Annotated in this window: 19 protein-coding genes; 2 read left to right on the top strand and 17 right to left on the bottom strand. The window is 35.9% G+C overall.

Annotated features, from left to right (window positions below):
* Positions 1–376: 376 nt before the first annotated feature.
* From ACVRWY_RS08295 to ACVRWY_RS08240, 12 genes are all read right to left on the bottom strand, one after another.
* Positions 377–1396, bottom strand: a complete 1020-nt coding sequence (locus ACVRWY_RS08295; protein ID WP_354369724.1) for a hypothetical protein — start codon at positions 1394–1396, stop codon at positions 377–379.
* A gap of 206 nt (positions 1397–1602) precedes the next feature.
* Positions 1603–3576, bottom strand: coding sequence for a hypothetical protein (locus ACVRWY_RS08290; RefSeq protein WP_354369725.1), 1974 nt, complete (start codon positions 3574–3576; stop codon positions 1603–1605).
* Between the two features lie 10 nt (positions 3577–3586).
* Positions 3587–3847, bottom strand: coding sequence for a hypothetical protein (locus tag ACVRWY_RS08285; RefSeq protein ID WP_354369726.1), 261 nt, complete (start codon positions 3845–3847; stop codon positions 3587–3589).
* Positions 3848–3856: 9 nt separating this feature from the next.
* Positions 3857–4669 (bottom strand): ABC transporter permease, encoded by an 813-nt coding sequence (locus ACVRWY_RS08280; protein WP_354369727.1) that lies wholly within the window; start codon positions 4667–4669, stop codon positions 3857–3859.
* An 8-nt stretch (positions 4670–4677) separates the two neighbouring features.
* Positions 4678–5463, bottom strand: a complete 786-nt coding sequence (locus ACVRWY_RS08275) for an ATP-binding cassette domain-containing protein (RefSeq protein ID WP_354369728.1) — start codon at positions 5461–5463, stop codon at positions 4678–4680.
* 7 nt (positions 5464–5470) lie between these two features.
* Entirely contained in the window at positions 5471–5947 is a 477-nt protein-coding gene (locus ACVRWY_RS08270) for a hypothetical protein (RefSeq protein WP_354369729.1), read from the bottom strand.
* Positions 5944–7524: an Hsp70 family protein gene (locus ACVRWY_RS08265; protein WP_354369730.1), complete on the bottom strand. Its 1581-nt coding sequence runs from the start codon at positions 7522–7524 to the stop codon at positions 5944–5946. Before ACVRWY_RS08265 ends, ACVRWY_RS08270 begins: the two co-directional genes overlap by 4 nt.
* A 74-nt stretch (positions 7525–7598) precedes the next feature.
* Positions 7599–9122, bottom strand: coding sequence for a zinc ribbon domain-containing protein (locus ACVRWY_RS08260; RefSeq protein ID WP_354369731.1), 1524 nt, complete (start codon positions 9120–9122; stop codon positions 7599–7601).
* A gap of 13 nt (positions 9123–9135) precedes the next feature.
* Complete coding sequence (locus tag ACVRWY_RS08255; protein ID WP_354369732.1) at positions 9136–10086, bottom strand: DUF6574 domain-containing protein; 951 nt, start codon at positions 10084–10086, stop codon at positions 9136–9138.
* Between the two features lie 165 nt (positions 10087–10251).
* On the bottom strand, positions 10252–10800 hold the full coding sequence (gene hpf, locus ACVRWY_RS08250) for a ribosome hibernation-promoting factor, HPF/YfiA family (RefSeq protein ID WP_354369733.1): 549 nt from the start codon (positions 10798–10800) through the stop codon (positions 10252–10254).
* 78 nt (positions 10801–10878) lie between these two features.
* Complete coding sequence (locus tag ACVRWY_RS08245; RefSeq protein WP_354369734.1) at positions 10879–11358, bottom strand: ComF family protein; 480 nt, start codon at positions 11356–11358, stop codon at positions 10879–10881.
* Between the two features lie 182 nt (positions 11359–11540).
* Complete coding sequence (locus ACVRWY_RS08240; RefSeq protein ID WP_354369742.1) at positions 11541–12833, bottom strand: ATP-dependent helicase ComFA; 1293 nt, start codon at positions 12831–12833, stop codon at positions 11541–11543.
* A gap of 57 nt (positions 12834–12890) precedes the next feature.
* Here ACVRWY_RS08240 and ACVRWY_RS08235 point away from each other — a divergent pair, with 57 nt between their 5' ends.
* A complete protein-coding gene (locus tag ACVRWY_RS08235) occupies positions 12891–13526 on the top strand; it encodes a YigZ family protein (RefSeq protein ID WP_354369735.1) in 636 nt (211 codons plus the stop codon).
* A gap of 97 nt (positions 13527–13623) precedes the next feature.
* Positions 13624–14553: a cysteine synthase A gene (gene cysK / locus ACVRWY_RS08230; protein ID WP_354369736.1), complete on the top strand. Its 930-nt coding sequence runs from the start codon at positions 13624–13626 to the stop codon at positions 14551–14553.
* Positions 14554–14636: 83 nt separating this feature from the next.
* Here the strand turns inward: cysK and ACVRWY_RS08225 are convergent, their stop codons facing one another.
* From ACVRWY_RS08225 to liaF, 5 genes are read right to left on the bottom strand one after another with little or no spacing between them, the layout of a single operon-like run.
* Complete coding sequence (locus ACVRWY_RS08225; protein ID WP_354369737.1) at positions 14637–14993, bottom strand: S1 RNA-binding domain-containing protein; 357 nt, start codon at positions 14991–14993, stop codon at positions 14637–14639.
* On the bottom strand, positions 14993–16390 hold the full coding sequence (locus tag ACVRWY_RS08220; RefSeq protein ID WP_354369738.1) for a Cof-type HAD-IIB family hydrolase: 1398 nt from the start codon (positions 16388–16390) through the stop codon (positions 14993–14995). The genes ACVRWY_RS08225 and ACVRWY_RS08220 overlap by 1 nt, the downstream gene beginning before the upstream one ends.
* Before the next feature lie 44 nt (positions 16391–16434).
* A complete protein-coding gene (locus ACVRWY_RS08215; RefSeq protein ID WP_354369739.1) occupies positions 16435–17070 on the bottom strand; it encodes a response regulator transcription factor in 636 nt (211 codons plus the stop codon).
* On the bottom strand, positions 17057–18067 hold the full coding sequence (locus tag ACVRWY_RS08210) for an envelope stress sensor histidine kinase LiaS (protein WP_354369740.1): 1011 nt from the start codon (positions 18065–18067) through the stop codon (positions 17057–17059). Before ACVRWY_RS08210 ends, ACVRWY_RS08215 begins: the two co-directional genes overlap by 14 nt.
* Positions 18064–18762: a cell wall-active antibiotics response protein LiaF gene (gene liaF, locus ACVRWY_RS08205; RefSeq protein WP_354369741.1), complete on the bottom strand. Its 699-nt coding sequence runs from the start codon at positions 18760–18762 to the stop codon at positions 18064–18066. Before liaF ends, ACVRWY_RS08210 begins: the two co-directional genes overlap by 4 nt.
* Positions 18763–19026: the final 264 nt, after the last annotated feature.

Here is a 19026-nt window from a genome sequence, read left to right as displayed (position 1 = left end):
TCAAACTCTCATTAAAAAAGTTTGAGCTCACGCTCTTCTTGTCATCGCTGACTTATTGTTTCTTGACAGGTTACTTTCGTAACCCTGCACGTTTGGTTCGTCTTGTTCAGTTTTCAAAGGTCTTTGTTGCTCTCTCGCGACAACTATTATAGTATATCACCTTATTAATTAAGTGTCAACACTTTTTTGTGTTTTTTTTATTTTTTTCAAAAAAGTGTTCAACACTCAATCTCCCTTATATTTTACTACTGTCTATTAGCTTACTCAAACGAACTAAAAGCTAATTTTTTAGATGACACATTGACTCAGAATAACACGATTCACTTTGCCACACAACATCTCCTTTTAATAGATAACATTTCACTTCTGTTTGTTATCAATATTTGGAATATTCCTCTAACAACTTCTGATATTTTTCTTGCATATCAGAAGGTGCTTCGTCGTAAGACTCTTCTGAGCTTTTCGGAGAATAATGACTGTTTATGTAAACCTTCCCATTAGTTGTTAATAAAATTTGGTAGCTTGGTTTACTCATATCTATAACACTATCGTATAAATAACCATAGCCACTATAATTTGTTTTATTGTAACGCTCCTCGACAGGAACAAGTTCACTAATAACTGCTTCCTTCTCAGTTTTTAGATCAATAAGATTACTTTGACCAGAAGGAAGGTGATACAAACGAAATACACTTCTTGAATTTAAATCACTTATTTTATTACTTGATAGATCGACACCTAACAATGATACAGCATAGTTATCTTTTAAACGAATAAATTCTGATTGGCTGACGGTTTGACCTGTTTGATCATAAAAAACAACACTGTCTTGCTTTTGACTAATATCTCCATCGTCATACAATCCACTAATTCTCGTGAAGATAGAAGCATCAGAAGTTTCTGCTGTTATCATATAGACGTGACCACTTTGGAAATTCTTGTCATAGCTAATATCGTTAAAACCACCGTTAACAACCATGGCATCTTTTCCATAACTACTCTCCTTGAGCCATTGCCCAAAACGTCGTGTGATATTATTGATATCATTACTACTAAGACTGACACTTTTCAAGGTTGCGTCCTCTTCAATATCTTGGCTAACATCCTTAATATCAGCCCCTTTTACGATTTTACTAGAATATGGTACAGGTAGATATAAACCACTACTTACCATCGTTAGAGTAACACTAGACCAAGGGAGGGATTTTCTTAATAATAATGAACCTTGATTATTTGGTAAAGGAAGTCGGAGACTTGTTTTAACTGTAGCTTTCTTAGATGTCTCATGAACCTCACCGGTACTCAGATTACTAATTTGATAAGTGCTGTCTTCAACAATATATCGCACTTGGAAGCTTTCAACTTCATTTGTTTTTAGGTTCCTCGCTTGAGTCACATAAGCTACTCCTGGTTGCTTCAAAGCCTTCAATTGAAATAACTTACCAACACATACAAACGAAATAAAACAACTAAACAATAGTACCGTATAAAACTTCTTACCCATTTTTCCTACCTCTCTATATAAGATTATACCATTGTAAAAAAGGTCTGGATCAAAATTTGCCAGACCTTTTTACATTTAATTCCATTTTCTTAGCGCTATCAATTGACTTGACTAACATAATAGTTTGTTTTATTTTGCCCACCTGTATAAGATTTGTCATTGGCTTTTATTGAAACAGTTTTATAAGTTTCTTTTGTTGTACTTGATAACACAGGAACCTTGATATCATCACCTTCTTGATGCCAGTCTGTTGGTTCTGATACAACTAGAGAAGGAGCCTCCATCCCCATAGGAGCTCTCATGATATAAACTAAGGTATTGTCCCCCTTAAATAAGAGATAGTGGGCTGATGATTTCTCTTTAGCTAGTGCTTTTAATTCATCAAGTGATAAATCAGTATAATTTTTCTCAATATTTTCTAGATTTGATAGCTCCCCTAATACATCTTCTTCATTATAGGTACCGCTATCATAAGTATTATAATAATCAATAATTTTTGGCAAATCTTGTTTGTAAATCCCTAACATCTCACTATCTGAATAAGCATAGATAGGATCATCAAGCCCAAAATTCATCAGATAATATTTTCCAAAGACAGATGCATTTAAGGCAAGCTCCTTGATTTCAGAAATCTCTGATGATGATAATTTATCTGTCATCGATGACTGACTAGATGATGTACTTGAAGAAGAACTTACCTCAGTTGAGGAACTGGAAGAAGAGCTTATATCCGTTGAAGAACTTGAAGAAGAGCTTGCATCCGTTGAGGAACTTGAAGAAGAACTTACCTCAGTTGAGGAACTGGAAGAACTGGTGCTCTCTTTTTGTTCTTCGATAACATTATCTAAAGAGGTGAGTTTTTGGTATTCTTTAAGTAAACGTGCATATTCTTTCTGCATGTCATCTGGAGCTTTTTGATAAACATCATCACTGTCTTTATTGGTATGGAAATAAACGACACCATTTGACCCTAAAATAATGCTGTAAGTTGGAACATCTTTATTGGTTAATTTATCAGCAACATAGTAGCGTCCATAATCCATCGCGCCAATTTGCTGTTCTTTAGGAACCGTGTTCGCAATAATGTGCGTAAATTCTTCATTTTTATCCGCATAATAGGCATGTTTTTTTTCAATCAAAGTATAGATGTTAAACGCCACTGCATTTTTAGTATAATCTTCTGCCTGATTACTAGCAAGATCATTACCAAGCACAGTGAGGTCGAATTGATCTTTTTTCTCAATAAGATTTTCTCCCCCAAGCTTCTGTGCATCAGCTAAATGACCACCAGGATACCACCCAATCGTTGTTAACAATGGACCATCGACTGTCTTAACACTTAAAACTGTTGGAGAGCCTGCACCATGATCAGGAGCTAGATGAGAACGAACCGTAATGGCATCTTGTCCATACTTGCTACTGTATAACCATTTCCCAAAGTGTTTCGTAATTTTATCAACTTCTTCATCACTTAAAGACGGAACTTTAGACTCTGTTTCAGTTTTTGAATCTGAACTATCCTTGGTACTAGCTTTGGCAGATGTGCTAGATTTGTTAGATGAGGACGTTGTACTTTCTGACTGAGACGCACTAGAGGAAGAACTAGACGTTTGACTGGTATCTTTTTGCTCTGTAGAAGCATCTTGTGACGAGCTACTAGAAGACGCTGTCTGATTAACCGTTACATTTTGAACAATAGAGGTATTTTCGACTTGCTCATAAGTTGTAGATTCTACTAGAGTCAATTCTGCATACTGCCAAGGGTACACAGACCTCTGTAGGCGTAAAGAAATATCTTGATCAGGAATCTTAAATTGAACGGCCTTATTTGATCCTGTGTCAACTTTACTGGTATAGCTTTCACCTGTTGTCGTATTAGTAATTTTATAGCCTTGATTATTTTTCATCCGTTGAACTTGATAAGTGACTTTCTTACCTGTCTTCTTATCTTTGACAGTGGTGCTATATACCACATCTGCGCTTGTTAATGAAGTGCTTTGCGTATACTTACCAAATGCTCCCGAGACTAAAAATACAGCAACTAATAACCCTAAATACTTTTTATTTTTCATACTTATCCTCCTAAGCAAATAAGTAACCTACAATAAAACCAAAAACAGCTACCAAAAAGACAATAGCTACTTTGAGCACTAACATCCATGTTTGGTTTAACTGTATTGTTGTTGATTGTGGCAAAACTTCAGAGCTTGTTCCAGGATGGACATCTCCTTTAGCACTAATAGGGCTTGGAAAACCAAGGTTTTTGGCATTTATAAACTCTTGTGGTTGGGGATCTCTACCATAAACAATCTGAAATTCCTTTGTCCATTCTTGTCCAGTCATTATCGTCTCCTATTTCTTTTTAAACCTCATTAGTAAAACAAATACTCCTGCATATATGATAGCATGAATTAACAAAATTATCCAATAATCCTCTATTGTACTTGATTGCACCTTAAACCACTGTAATTGTTCTTTGGGGATAGGAATGCCAAATTTTTGCATACTAGATGGCAAATGATAAAGATCATGGCTCATTGCAAATAAACGATGACCATAGCCCAAAAACATCATCTGCTCTATTCCCTTTATTGACTTTGGCAACTGCAAAATTGTACCAGCTAAAGAAAATTGAGAAATTCCTACAATAACTGCCAGAATAACAGAAGTAATTTCACTTTTTCCACTGATAGCAGAAATAATCAATCCTAAATAGTGAGCAGATAGAAACACCAAGATAGTGGTCAACAGTATTTCAATACCAAAATGAGATAACAGCTGTCCTTTATTTGGATAATCAAAATCAAACCATTTTAAAAGAACGAGATAAAATAACACAAAGACTAAACTTTCAACAATCGCTAATAAGCTATGAAAAAATATAGTCGCCAAAGAAAATTTTATTCGATCCAAGCCTGAGAAAAAATCTCTATCTAAAATCGCCCTCTCTTTACTGACCGTTATGCTAGTCTGAACTAAAATCAATAAACTAGATGAAAAAAGTAATAGAAAGGTCGTCATGCGACTTCCCTCAAAATAGGTTAAAAAATCTTTTTCTTGAATAAATAAAATTAAAGATTCAAAAGCCACTATCCCAATAATCACTTTAAGAAAATCTTGGTAACTGTTTTTAAATTTGTACCACTGTAATAACAATCCAGACATTGCCCCTCCTATATTTTATAAATACGCCCTGAACTATCTAGTTCTTGATATAAATCTGCGATATTCAAATCTAAATATTTTTCAATCGCATAAGCATCCGTTGTCTTAAATTCCATCAAGAGATCTTGATAGCTTCCAACAAACTTAGGCAATCCCTTAGAAAGAAAGATAATCCGATCAAAAATACTTAAATTTTCTGTATTATGTGTGATGACAATAATAGATTTTTCTCTAGTTTTTGCCAAAATTTTTAAAGTTCTTAATAAATTGCGATCACTTAAAGCATCTAAACCACTGGAGGGTTCATCTAAAATAAAATAAGGACGTTCGCTGAGTAACTCTACACCAATACTAACTCGCCTTTTTTGACCACCACTCAACTCTGAAATTTTTTTATCAGAAAATTCACTCAAACCTAAATCTGACATCGTTTTATTTATTCTATCTTTTCGTTCTTTCGGATCTACATGTGAAAGATGGATACGACTGTAATAATCAAAAGTTTCTGAAACTTTCAGATAAGTCCTAAGTAAGTTAGCTTGCGGCACATAACTCCAGTATTTAGCGTTTCCACTTAAAAGTTGACCATTTTCTAGTATCTGAAAATCTGAACAAGTTGGCTGATGTCTCTGAAGAAGAATTTCTGTGAGAGTCGTTTTTCCACTGCCTGAGGCTCCCAGTATTCCAACTAATTCTCCCGTTTTAACTGAGAAATCTAATTGATTAAATAATAATTCTTTACTGCCTTTATACTTAAAACAAATATGCTTAAATTCTAAAATACGTTCTCTCATAACTCTCCTAAATTAACACAAATAACAAGAAAAATACCAAAGCTAGGATCACAATCAAACTAGGACTTAACCCCAAGTAGAGTAAACCCACTAGCAAGACAATCAGACCTGTCATGGAAATCAAAACATTTTTAATAAGATATGATGTCTGAGGTGCTTTTGTTGGAGTCAGAGAGGAATTTTGAGAAACGCTGGACAAATAAGCTTCTTTAATGGCTTGATCATATTGAATCTTGGTTTCATCATTGATAAAAAAAGTTTTAGCTTTTTCTATAAAATCGATCATCTCTTGTGCTTTTATATGATCTAAACTATTTTGATTATTAATAGAATGTTGTCGCTGAGCTAATTCCTCTTGTTTCCGACTATAAAAATTATAAATCGTAGCAGCCGAATCCTCATAACTAAATTTATAGCCCAATTCATCCACAAAGGGTAAATTTTGTTTCCTATCTAAGTCATAACAAGTATAAAAATCAATCATGATATAAATTTCTCAAAAATCAAGCGAAGTTGTGTATCTTCCTCAATTTTTTCCACTTTTTCTCTTTTTAAATCAGCATCTGCTGTCACAGATAGCAACTCTTTTTGTGTCAAACTGTCATAAATAGTAATATGAATAATCTGCTCATCATCGAAATGAAAAACAACCTTTCCTAATGCTTGACCCTTTAAACGTGGCTGATCTAACCTTGCTTCCAAATCTCCTAAAAATCGAACACTCATAGGATTGGTATAGTTTCCTTCTGTTACACGAATTTTAAACTGCTGTTGACCATCAGCAACTGCAAAAAATTCTTTTTCCTTTGTATGTGGAATTTGTGTATTCTTATCAACAATGACACTATTATAATAATCACCAACAAAGTCGAATACTTGATGATCCATCTTTTTAAAGAGGATTCCCAATCCATGTGAGGTAACATCTCTGATATGATACTCTTCCTCCTCATCGTCATCGTTAAAGCTAACATGATGGTTCACCATTAAGTCAGCGATAATACTTGCTCCTTCGGACACTATAGTATCAGGATTTAAGTCATATCGGGGTTTCTGACCGCTAATTTTTTCAATCATTTCACGAACCACAGGCATCCGTGTTGAACCACCGACCAATAGAACATGATCAATTTCAGACCAAATAAGACCCGCGTGCATCAAGGCATCCTCAGTCTTAATCTGAGTATCTTTCAACAACTTTGATGTTATCTGCTTAAAGTCATCACGTGTAACCTCTACACCATACGAACCTTCTGCAGTCACTTTTTCATAAAAAACTGATGAATTAACAGACAGTTGTATTTTCATTTTTTCAGCTTGATAACGTAATTGCATTCTTTCTTGATCCGACAACCTTGTCATGTTCAAACCTTGCTTTTCTAATTCGGCACTGATAAACTTGACCAACTCTTGATCAAAATTCAATCCACCTAAACGGTGATTACCATCTGTTGCCAAAATATCATAGCGTTGATCAGAAACATCCATAATCGTCACATCAAAGGTACCTCCTCCTAAATCATAAACAAGGACCTTTCCTGAAATGTTATGTTGAGCCACATAAGCAATAGCTGCAGCAGTTGGCTCATTGATGATTCTCAAAACATTAAAGTTCGCCAAGCGCCCTGCTAATTTCGTCGCCGCACGTTGATCTGATGTAAAATAAGCTGGTACGGTAATAACGGCATCTGTGATTGGCTCTTCTAAATTGAGCTCTTGTGAAAACACATCTAGTCTCTTTTTAAACTCATGGAGTAAAAGAGCAGATAAAATAGTAGAATTTAACCGTGTTTTATCTGGTGTCTCACTTTCTATATTTTTAGCAATATCACGCTTGAAATCCTGCTTAAAATACTCTACACGTCCCACCTCAGTGCCACGATGAATAGCATCACTACCTGTAAAAACTCTGTCTTTTCCAGCTATCTGAGTAAAATATAAAGCCGATTTCAAGACCTTATCGTCTTGAGCTCCCATAGGGATAATTCTTGGTTGGCCATTATCGATGATAGCCATAGAAGAATTTGTTGTTCCTAAATCAATTCCTACTGCTCTTTTCATATTCTGATCTCCTTTTTAATCACACATTATTTAGTAAAAAGAGAGCTAGGTTTCCCCATCTCTCAATTGATTATTTATCGTAACGTACTAGTTGAGGATAATTGTTGGCTAGCACCATTTGAGCCGCTAATTAAAAATTGCGTATAATAATCTGAACTATCCATATCAACACTACCATCTCCAACATAGTTAACAATACTAGACCAAGAAAACTCTTGGATTAGACTGCCCGAATTCCTGTGTTGACTAGTATAAGTATAATAAAAATCATAGGTTACTGTGAAGTCAACTTGGTAACTATACTTTCCAAGTGCTTTGACATCTGTAATCTTGATATTGGTAAAATTGATGCTATCTGCCGCTCTATTTTGTGCCTTTTTCATATTAACATCAATCACTTCTTTAACATCTCTATAAAATGAGTTTTCAGTCGTATTCTCAAAAACAGCCTCTAGACCATTTGGAACAATAAACGTATCTGCATAACTCTCCATTTTAGAGTAGGCTAATTCGATTACCTTTTTAGCAGAAAGATCATCTAATACCCCTTCTGCTTTTAGTGAAACAATACTACCATCACTAATATCTGATGCTGTTATTGCTTGTGTTTTTTGGACATCCTGACCAAGTTGTTTGGTCACATACAGTTGCTGATCATTGGTCATCAATAATTGGTTAGATTTATATTCACCATTTGTTAATTGACCAATTTTTTTATCTTCTAAATAAAGATCACCATCTTTTAGATTACTAGTTACTGTAAAGCTTTTTTTCAAAAGGTCCAACGAGAAGATGGTATTTTGATCCACAATCTTACTATTTTTTAGGTTAATCTTTTGATGATCAATTTCTCCCTTAGCTGAAACACTGTACTCTCCAGGATATTGATGTTTCAAAATCTTACGAAATTCAGAGGAAGTTGTTTTAGAGAACGCCTTATCATTGATCAAAACTTCTAGATTTTTGGTATTTGATGTCACTTCAATATCAACTGGTGTGACAGCGACTTTCCAATCTGGAAAAATCAAATATTTTCGACCAGCCTTCACCATAGTATCCCCAGATAAAAGGTCTTTTTGTTGATGGGGTACTGTCGAGGAGGCACGATGATAACGTAAATCAGAAGTTTTTATAGGTTTTTTAGTGTCACTCCATACCTCATACTGAAGAGAGGCCTCAAAATCGTGACCAGCCACTTTCAAATAGCGCTCTGCCACAGCTTTTCTAGAATAATACTGACTTCCTAATAAAAAAACTGATAAGAAAAGGACACTAAATATCATCAGCGTAGTCAGAATGCCCCACTGAAAAGTGGTCAGTTTTCTTTTCTTTGATGGTTGAGATAAAAATGGTGTGATGGTTGTTAATTGAAATTGATTCGCTTTCGCTATTTGAAATTCTTCTATAGACGGCTTACGCCCAACGTACTTTTCAAAAGCATCCAACCATTCCATTTGTGCTTTCTGTACAGATACAGTTTGATGAGATAATTCCTCAAGCGAGAAGCCCTTTTTCTTCGCCTGTTCAAATTCTGGAAAATAAGGATCTCTCCCATGAGCCTCACGAAAGGCTGATAACCATTTATCTTTATCGCTCATATTGACTTACCGTTTAATAAAAACTAATAAGATTAGAAAAAAGATTTGCCACGTATTCAGCAGCGATGGTTGAAGCAATTAAACCAAAAATGAACATCACCACAGCATTGACCAAAATAGCTAGAATATATTTATAAAACATGTCCATTTCAGAAACATCTCGTGAATGTGCTAAAGCAAAGACACTTGCTATGCCAAATAAAACAATGCTAGCAATCACCAACAAACTAGACAAACTATAAACACCAATAAGAGTAAACAAGCTTGCTAATCCCATCAATAGAATGTTAATTGAAAAAAGACGACCATACCATTCAATACTTTTAGCAAACGTAAATTCTGCATCACGATACACTAAACGCTTCGCTACAAAGCCTGAAAAGACAACAGAGAAAATATACAAACCTGAAGCTACAAAAATCGCGATAAAAGCAGAAAAACCTACCGGATTTGATGCTGTCTGTGCTTGATTAAATAAGGAGCTGAGGTTATTTTGAAGACTTGCACCTGTACCTCCTATTTTTCTAGCCACAATAAAAATGGTTAAAGTATAAAATAAGGTTAGAAATCCAAGTGCTATCCATCCATTATAAGCATTGGTCTCAACTTCTGATGTTGGCGATTTCCAAGCCGAAAGTAACCATTTCCAAAAATCACCTGCTGTTTTTTTAGTTTGCTGTTGAAATTCAGGGTTTAACACAGGAGAGGGTTTTCCTACTTGAGCATTCATAGCTTCTTGAGTCGGAACCTGCTGAGAACTAGCATATACTTGTTGATTTGGCTGCACAGTGTTAGAAGATGGAATTGGCTCTTCAGCAACATCATAAATAGGTGACGTCACTGTTTCTACTAAAGGGGCTTCCTCTTGAAAATCTCCATTAGCTAGAGCTTGTGCAATTTCCACATCAGTTGCTGCTCTTCCATTGATAGCCTCAAAATATTCCAACCAATCTGTCTTTTTCATCTTTTTCTCCTTTATTTTGACAATAAAATTTCCTTTATTATATAATTTTTATTCGCCTTTTTCAATATCATCAGCTATCCTAAAAATTTAAAAAGAAAAAAACTGATTTGATTATTAGAAAATCAATCTAACAATCAAATCAGTTTATGAAATCTCAAATATTTCTTATTTTGCTTCAATTAAACCTAACTCGCCATCCTCACGACGATAGAGAACCTTAGTTGCGTTGTCTTCAGCATCAGTGTAGATGAAGAAATCGTGTCCTAATAAATCCATTTGAAGAAGGGCTTCTTCAACATCCATTGGTTTTAAATTGACATGTTTTGTCCGAACGACTTGAAGTCCTGTTTCCTCTTCAACAACCTCAGCTTCAAACTCTGTTGTGAAGACTTGTCCAGCGGATACTTTCTCACGATGCTTTTTAGCAATTTTTGTTTTATTCTTACGAATTTGACGTTCAATCTTGTCAACAACGAGGTCAACTGAGCCATACATATCTTGAGAAACATCCTCTGCACGAAGTGTGAGTGAATCAAGTAAAATAGTTACTTCCACTTTTGCAGTTTTTTCACGATAAACTTTCAAGTTCACGCGCGCATCCAACTCTTGATCAGCATGGAAATATTTCTCGACTTTGCTAAGCTTAGATTCAACATAGCTGCGGATAGCATCTGTTACTTCAATGTTTTCACCACGAATACTATATTTAATCATAAGATACCTCTTTCTTGTGCTTTAGCACTTTCTTTACACTCTTATTATAACGCTTTCACGAAAAATTGCAAGCGTTTTTTATCTTGAAAGAGAAAAACTTTTGATTTTTTTCACATTTTTTTCAGTAAAGAGCGTTTTCATTAGAGCGATTGTGCTTCCTGTTGTATAAATATCATCTACAATAAGTATTTTACTGGGTAAAGCTTGATTTTTTCTTAATCTAAATATCTGCTGACCAGCTAAACGCTCTTGTTTTGTTTTACTCGATTGCTTTTTGGAGTCCTTTTTTAACACCAAGTTTTGATAGGGTAATCCTGCAAACTCTAAAAGAGCTGTTACCTGATTAAATCCCCTCTCTTGATAGCGCTCCTCACTCACAGGAACTGGTACAATAGTGTAGTCTTTGTATTTCTTTAAAACTTGCTTTAACTCCCTTGAAAAAACAGCAGCAAGATGGTAATCACCTTGAAATTTAAAGCGGCTAAAATACTCTTTCATTTGTTTATCATAGACATAGAGTGCTTCATGTGCGACTAGCTCTCCCTTCTTTTCCCACATTAAGCAATCTTGACAAACTGAGTCTTGGTGAGCTCGAAAACATCTTAGACAATGCTTGCCAGTAATTCTTTGAAATTGATTTTTACACTCTTGACAACTTTTGTTGCTTTCTGAGCGTAACAGAAAAATATCTAGAAAACCTATTTGATAAGGAATTTCTTGATGACATAGTAAGCAAACCATCAAAACCCACCTTTTTTATTCATCACTTTAATCTCATGAATCGCTTTTTTCATTGCTCGGCTGATACCATCATGAAAAAAGAGCAATTCTCCATAAGGGCGCTCACTCGCCCGTCCTACTCTTCCTGAAATCTGAACCAAAGAAGACGATTGAAATAAACGATGATTTGCCTCTAGTACAAAAACATCAACACATGGAAAGGTCACTCCCCGTTCTAAAATCGTTGTGGCAACTAGGACATTCAACTTCCCTGTTCTAAATGCTTCAACTTGCTCTGAGCGTGTTAGTGTTTGACTAGAAACAAAACCTATGGCTTCTTCGGGATAGAGCTGTGATAAGAGCTTGACAAAATGACTCCCCTCTTCAATATTAGGATAAAAAATTAAGAGAGGGTAACCTGTTTTTCTTTGTCGTTCAAAATAATAACGCCATTTTTTAGAAAGTCTTTGCTTTTGTCTCAACTTCTTCCAATCTCCTAGCCAAACGGTTTTAGGAACCACTAAGGGATGACTATGAAATCGTCTTGCTAAATCCACCTTTTTGATAACTTTTTTTCTCACTTGTTTATCTAGTTCATCTGTTGAAGTAGCAGTCAAAAAGACTTTCACTCCTTCTTTTTTCAAACTACTGTCCACGGCATGATAGAGCATTTTATTATCGACAAAAGGAAAGGCATCCACTTCATCTATAATGATTAGGTCAAAGGCTCGATAAAATTTCAAAAGTTGGTGAGTCGTCGCAATAACCAAAGGACTTCTAACATAGCGCTCGCTCTCACCATGTAAAAGAGAAATAGGACAGGAAAAATCCTTACTCAACCGTTTATATAACTCAACACAAACATCACGCCTGGGGCTAACTAAGGCAATGGCATGCCCCTTTTTTAACTCTTGATTTAAGGTCTGATAAATCATTTCTGTTTTACCTGCACCTGTGACAGCATGAACTAAAATCGCTTCTTTTTGATCCACTGCTTTTAAAAGAACGTCTGATACTTCTTTTTGATAAGGTGTCAGTTGGCCTTTCCAAATCAGATAATCGTTTTTTGGAAAAACATCTTGCTTAAAATAATAGATAGGCTCTCCTTCAGTCACCCTTCCAAAGACCAAACAAACCCGACAATACTTTTTTCCACTAGGCAAAACATACTTGACCTGATTAGCGCAACGGCCACACCACCATTGACCTCTTTTCTTCTTTAGGGCGGGAAGCTGACTTGCTAATTCTTGCTCCTCTAAGTTTAGTTGAGATTTAACAAACCAGCGACCGTATTTATTTTCTAACATTTCCATCACTATTTTATTCGTTATCTCTTTGTCAAATGAGCTAAAAAATTGTAAAATTTTCTTATGAACTATAAAACTATCAAACAAAACGGCTCTGCCGAGGAAGAAATTAAAAAATCACGGTTTATTTGTCAGCTTAAACGGATTAGTAGCGAAGAAGAAGGACGAGACTTTATCGCTCAAATCAAAAAAGAACACTACAAAGCCACTCATTCCTGCTCTGCTATGATTATTGGCGAAGATGGACAACTCAAGCGCTCTAATGACGACGGAGAACCTAGCGGCACTGCTGGTGTTCCTATGTTAACCGTTTTGGAAAAACAAGGGATCACTAATGTTGTTGCTGTTGTCACACGTTATTTTGGTGGGGTTAAACTGGGGGCCGGAGGGCTTATTCGCGCTTATGCAGGTAGCGTTGCCAATGGCTTGCGTGAAATTGGTATTGTTGAAGTAAAAGAATTACAAGGCTTAAAAATTGAACTCACCTATCCCCAATATCAAAATTTCTCCAACTTTTTACAAAGCGAAGGCTTACAAGAATTTGATCCTGATTTCTCTGTCAACATCACGACTCAGATTTATCTAGACGATGAAAAAGTTACCGAAGTGTCCAATAAACTCATCGAATTCTATCATGGGAAGGTTGTGATTGAAAAAGGTGATAAAAAATTGGTCGAACTTCCTGTCCCAACTAACTGATAACTTCTCTTTATCACGGTGATAAAAAATAAGTATTTTACTTTATATCTTATAAGGACTATACTGATATCTATAAACTATTATCGAGGTAAAGCACATGACAAAAATTTATCAAAATATCACAGAATTGGTTGGAAAAACTCCTATTATCAAATTAAATCATCTCGTACCTGAAGGTGCAGCCGATGTTTATGTCAAACTAGAAGCTTTTAACCCAGGATCTTCCGTTAAAGATCGTATTGCCTTAGCTATGATCGAAGATGCTGAAAAAGCGGGAACGATCAAACCAGGAGACACCATTGTTGAGCCAACAAGTGGAAATACAGGAATTGGGCTAGCTTGGGTCGGAGCTGCTAAAGGATATAACGTTATCATCGTCATGCCTGAAACCATGAGTGTCGAGCGTCGAAAAATCATTCAAGCTTACGGGGCAGAGTTGGTTCTAACTCCAGGTAGCGAAGGGATGAAAGGAGCAATTGCTAAAGCTCAAGAAATTGCAGAAGAAAAAAATGGATGGGTTCCTTTCCAATTTGTCAATCCTTCTAACCCTAAAATTCACGAAGAAACAACAGGTGTTGAAATCATTGAAGCATTTGGAGAAACAGGACTAGATGCTTTTGTTTCTGGAATTGGAACTGGCGGAACAATTTCTGGTGTTTCCCACGTTTTGAAAAAAGCTAATCCTGATGTCAAAATTTATGCCGTTGAAGCTGATGAGTCAGCAGTTCTCTCAGGTGAAGCTCCTGGACCACATAAAATCCAAGGAATCTCAGCTGGCTTCATCCCAGAAACACTAGATACAGATGCTTATGACCAGATTATTCGTGTAAAGTCAGATGATGCTCTTGCAACAGGACGTGCAATTGGAGGGAAAGAAGGTTTCCTTGTGGGAATTTCTTCTGGAGCAGCCATCCATGCAGCACTCGAAGTGGCTAAAGAATTAGGAGCTGGTAAAAAAGTACTTGCGATTTTAGCTGATAATGGTGAACGCTATCTCTCTACAGCTCTCTATGATTTTGAAGTATAGTATATTATGAAGTAAGGTATTTAGCCTTACTTTTTTTATGCTAAAAAAAACAAAACTCAGGCTAGATTTCTAGCCTGAGTTTATTAATCTTTATTTAAATACTCGATAGCTTCCTTAGTCCAAATTGGTAAGTGTTCCTCTAAAGGTTTAAATCCAATCTTATAGCGACTATTTGAAAAACGGTGACGATGTTGAAAGTGATGCTTTTCCTCCTCAAGTGTTCGAAGGGAGAGACTAGCTTTTTGAGTAAATTCATCAAAATCAACCACTTGAACCAGCACATCTTGGCCAACACTTAAGACATGGTAAATATTGTCAATATAACCTGTCTTAATTTCTGATATATGAATCAAACCCATCGTACCATTTTCAAGACTGACAAAGGCGCCATAAGGCTTAATCCCTGTAATGGTTCCTCTGACTTTTTGACCAATTTTCATTAGTCCACAACCTCTACACCAAGAATAACAACATCTTCTTTTGGCTTATCGGCACTGTCTGTTTCCACTGCGGAAATGGCATCTAGCACTTCAAATGAAGCCTCATCTGCTAACTGACCAAAAACAGTGTGGCGACGATCTAGGTGAGGAGTGCCACCATTAACATAAACCTCAGCAATTTCTTTTGGCCATCCGCCACGCTCTAACTCCTTAGCATTATAAGGGAAGTTTTTATTTTGAACAATAAAGAATTGACTGCCGTTAGTATTTGGTCCTGCGTTTGCCATGGAAAGAGCCCCACGTAAATTATACAATTCTTCTGAAAATTCATCTTCAAAGCTCTCGCCGTAGATGGACTCTCCTCCCATCCCTGTTCCTGTTGGGTCACCACCTTGAATCATAAAATCTTTAATAATGCGGTGGAAAATGACACCGTCATAGTAGCCATCTTTTGACAAAGCAATAAAGTTTGCTACTGTTTTAGGGGCTTGTTCAGGGAATAATTTAACGACTAAATCACCGTGATTCGTTTTAATAGTGGCTTTTGGACCATTGTGCGCTTCTAAGTTTAATTGTGGAAAGTTTAATTCTTTTTCTACCATACCTAATTTCTCCAAGGCATTAAAAATGCCATCTTCTTCTACTTTATCGGTTACATAATCTGCTTTTTCTTTTAGCTCATTGACAGCATTTCCCATGGCAATTTTTAAACCAGCATAGTCAAAAATTTCCATGTCATTTGGACCATCTCCAAATACTAAAAGATTAGCAGGAGTTAATTGTTCCTTTTCTAGAACTGAATTAACGCCAGAAGCTTTCGATATCCCCAATTGAACGACATCTGATGAGTGCTTGTGCCATGGAACTAAGCGAACTTGCTCAGCTAACTCTTTTGGCAATGCCAAGTTATCATTGTCTTCTGAGAATGTCCACATATGATAGACATCATTGGTCAGATGAAAGTCTGGATCGACATCACACATGCCATAAACAGGCATCATCGTCTCATCAATCAAGCGACAACGGCTAGAAACAACTGGCTTGTCTTTTCCTGCAAATCCATATTCAATTCCTATCTCACGACACCATTTGACATATAATTTGGTAATTTCTGGTGCCAAGGGTTGGTTGACAATTTCCTGACATTTTTTGTCCCGAACATAACTACCATTAATCGTTACAAAATAATCAGGATCTAAGTCACGAATCTCAGGAACAATACCATACATAGCACGTCCTGAAGCAATCCCTGTCAGAATTCCTTTTGCCTTTAAACTGTTAAAAACAGCCGTAACAGATTCTGGCATATAGCCTGTGTCTTTGACTCGTAAGGTATCATCAATATCAAAAAAGACAGCTCTTATTTTTTTAGCTTTATACTTTGTCTTTGCATCCATATCGCTTCTCCTTTTATTCGCTCCTACTTATTATAACATGGATTTTAATCTTGTGGGACCAAATGATGTTGAAAAGCATAGACAACTGCTTGTGTGCGGTCATCTACCTCTAGTTTGGCTAGAATATTTGAAACATGTGTTTTTACTGTTTTTAAGGAGATAAAAAGCTCATCTGCAATAGTTTGGTTATCATAACCTTTCGCTAATAAGGCTAATATATCGCGTTCTCTAGCCGTAAGAGACTGATGAAGTTCTGGATGGTTTTGATAATCCTTAATTTTTTTATCTACCTCTGTTTCAATCGCTAATTCACCACAGCTAACCTTACGAATCGCATTTAAAATTTCAGCAGCGCTAGAAGTTTTTAACATATAGCCCTTAGCTCCTGCTTTAATCACGGGATAAATTTTTTCATTATCAAGATAAGAAGTTAGAACTAAAATATTAGCTTCTTTCCATTTTTTTAAAATAGCTAAGGTAGCTTCAACACCATCCATCTCAGGCATGACAAGATCCATCACCACAACATCTGGTTTTAAAGCAAGAGCAAGCTCAATGCCTGCTTTACCATCGCTCGCCTCACCAATAACTTCAATATCAGGTTGTAAATTCAGAAAACTCTTTAACCCCATTCTAACCATCTCATGATCATCTATCAAAATAATCTTAGTTATCTCCATTCTTTTCTCCTTCTACTAAGGGAATGCGTATATCCATCGAAACTCCCCTATCTTTTGTAGACATCAACTTAATTATTCCTGCCATATCTTTAACTCGATCTTCAATATTTTTTAAACCGTAACTGAGCTCTCTTACTTGGGCTAAATCAAAGCCTTTACCATTATCAAGCATCTTTAGCTGGATATGATTTTCTGTCTGATTCAGGTAAACTTCTAGACAAGTAGCATCTGCATGCCGGAGTGTATTACTAATAAATTCTTGAGCAATCCTAAAAAGATTCGCCTCAATGGTCTTTGGAAGCTTGGTGACATTTTCATGGTAAACCACTTCAATCTCACTTTTGTCTGTCAATTCCTTTAGAATCATTTCAAAACCTTGAGAAAGGGTCTTCCCCTCTAATTCAGTGGGTCTCAAATGCAACAAGAGAACCCTAAGATCGCTTTGGGCCTTATTGATAATCCCCTCAATCCCAATTAACTGCTCATTTAACTGCTCCTTGTCCAAAAAATCCAAGCTAGCTGCTAGACCCGATACCATCATAGCAGAGGCAAACAACTCTTGACTAACAGTATCATGGAGATCCCTTGCAATCCGTTTTCGTTCTTTTTGAATAATCTCTTGCTTGTCAATAATCTCTAAATTGACCGTGTTTTGCAAATTCATGGTTAACTGATTCATCTTATCGGATAATAAGGTCACTGTTTTTCCCAAATCTGTATCATCTTGTTTAGAAATCGGCTTGTTATTTAAAATATGACGAAGGTCCTTATTCAGAAGCCTTTTAGAATTATAATCTGCCACAATGGAAACAAAAAGCAACATCACTGTCAATGAAACCGTCAACAAAATAATAGAAAAAATAAATTGCTGTAAGGCAAAAAAATCTTCTGAAATGGTCTTGATGGTGAGCCCAAAACTATCAAGGATGACCGAAACAATGCAAAAGACTGTCACACTAGCATAGAAAAAGAGCAATAAAATCTGACTTTTTTTCATGCTCTCACCACCTCAGTTTGACCTGCAATAACATTAATCACGACTTTCACCTTTTTCACGGCATCTGGGTAGCCACTGCTCTGTAATTTGATAGCCTCATTACGCAAGTCATAATCAGTTTGATCGAGAAAACTAATATTACCATAAATACAACTCAAATCCAATTTTACTCCCACATCAACAGGAACGATAATCTTTGTTGGCCCATAGACTTTACGAATAACAATAACATTATCACAACCTGTCAAAATAACATCATTCAAATTAATGACATCTGTCCCACTTAAGCGAATGACATTAATATCATCAAAAACATAAGAATCATTATCCAGATGCATCTGATAGCCAATCCATTGATGCGGATTATGACGTAGAGCAACCCCATTTTCAACAAAGTGTAAAATCGCTTCACGGTTTTTTTTCTTAACTTGAGCAAAATGATTGATAACAGTGTAAGCAACAGCTAATAACAAACCAGCAATCACATAAGGATTTAACATGACAATCATAAACAAAATCAACAAACTAGTCGTCAACCAAAAATTGATTTTATCTCCTAAGTTATAAAATTTTAAAGCAATAAAGGTTAATACTAAAATTAGAACAAAGCGTGACACACTATTTGCTAAAATTGTGACAGCTGCCATTGTTAACAAGAGGGCTTCTGCCAATAAAAATAATTGAAACTTTCTCATAGGACTCCCTTCAATTTATTATTGTAACAAAAGGCTTTCATCTTTTCATCCGTCAGAAGTCTGAAAAAATAAAACAACCCAATCTCATTACAAGTTATAGTCTTATCTAAACATAAACTGAGACTTGATTTGAACATAAGGCTCTTTGTCAACTGTAGTGGGTAGATGAAAAGCTAACACCTAGAGAGGACGAAATTCGTTCTCTCTTTCTTTATGTTCAAGGCAATCAAAATCCGTTTTTTAAAGTTTTCAAAGTTCCTGAAA

The organism is Streptococcus porcorum, assembly GCF_053203725.1.
Note: the sequence above shows the minus strand (reverse complement) of the source record. Positions and strands in the feature narration are given on the sequence as shown.

What these genes read in the sequence shown, in the direction of transcription:
- ACVRWY_RS08290 (WP_354369725.1), bottom strand. Translation starts at nt 3,576, where the DNA reads ATGAAAAATAAAAAGTATTTAGGGTTATTAGTTGCTGTATTTTTAGTC.
- ACVRWY_RS08285 (WP_354369726.1), bottom strand. Translation starts at nt 3,847, where the DNA reads ATGACTGGACAAGAATGGACAAAGGAATTTCAGATTGTTTATGGTAGA.
- ACVRWY_RS08280 (WP_354369727.1), bottom strand. Translation starts at nt 4,669, where the DNA reads ATGTCTGGATTGTTATTACAGTGGTACAAATTTAAAAACAGTTACCAA.
- ACVRWY_RS08275 (WP_354369728.1), bottom strand. Translation starts at nt 5,463, where the DNA reads ATGAGAGAACGTATTTTAGAATTTAAGCATATTTGTTTTAAGTATAAA.
- ACVRWY_RS08270 (WP_354369729.1), bottom strand. Translation starts at nt 5,947, where the DNA reads ATGATTGATTTTTATACTTGTTATGACTTAGATAGGAAACAAAATTTA.
- ACVRWY_RS08265 (WP_354369730.1), bottom strand. Translation starts at nt 7,524, where the DNA reads ATGAAAAGAGCAGTAGGAATTGATTTAGGAACAACAAATTCTTCTATG.
- ACVRWY_RS08260 (WP_354369731.1), bottom strand. Translation starts at nt 9,122, where the DNA reads ATGAGCGATAAAGATAAATGGTTATCAGCCTTTCGTGAGGCTCATGGG.
- ACVRWY_RS08255 (WP_354369732.1), bottom strand. Translation starts at nt 10,086, where the DNA reads ATGAAAAAGACAGATTGGTTGGAATATTTTGAGGCTATCAATGGAAGA.
- hpf (WP_354369733.1), bottom strand. Translation starts at nt 10,800, where the DNA reads ATGATTAAATATAGTATTCGTGGTGAAAACATTGAAGTAACAGATGCT.
- ACVRWY_RS08245 (WP_354369734.1), bottom strand. Translation starts at nt 11,358, where the DNA reads ATGTGGGAAAAGAAGGGAGAGCTAGTCGCACATGAAGCACTCTATGTC.
- ACVRWY_RS08240 (WP_354369742.1), bottom strand. Translation starts at nt 12,833, where the DNA reads ATGGAAATGTTAGAAAATAAATACGGTCGCTGGTTTGTTAAATCTCAA.
- ACVRWY_RS08235 (WP_354369735.1), top strand. Translation starts at nt 12,891, where the DNA reads ATGAACTATAAAACTATCAAACAAAACGGCTCTGCCGAGGAAGAAATT.
- cysK (WP_354369736.1), top strand. Translation starts at nt 13,624, where the DNA reads ATGACAAAAATTTATCAAAATATCACAGAATTGGTTGGAAAAACTCCT.
- ACVRWY_RS08225 (WP_354369737.1), bottom strand. Translation starts at nt 14,993, where the DNA reads ATGAAAATTGGTCAAAAAGTCAGAGGAACCATTACAGGGATTAAGCCT.
- ACVRWY_RS08220 (WP_354369738.1), bottom strand. Translation starts at nt 16,390, where the DNA reads ATGGATGCAAAGACAAAGTATAAAGCTAAAAAAATAAGAGCTGTCTTT.
- ACVRWY_RS08215 (WP_354369739.1), bottom strand. Translation starts at nt 17,070, where the DNA reads ATGGAGATAACTAAGATTATTTTGATAGATGATCATGAGATGGTTAGA.
- ACVRWY_RS08210 (WP_354369740.1), bottom strand. Translation starts at nt 18,067, where the DNA reads ATGAAAAAAAGTCAGATTTTATTGCTCTTTTTCTATGCTAGTGTGACA.
- liaF (WP_354369741.1), bottom strand. Translation starts at nt 18,762, where the DNA reads ATGAGAAAGTTTCAATTATTTTTATTGGCAGAAGCCCTCTTGTTAACA.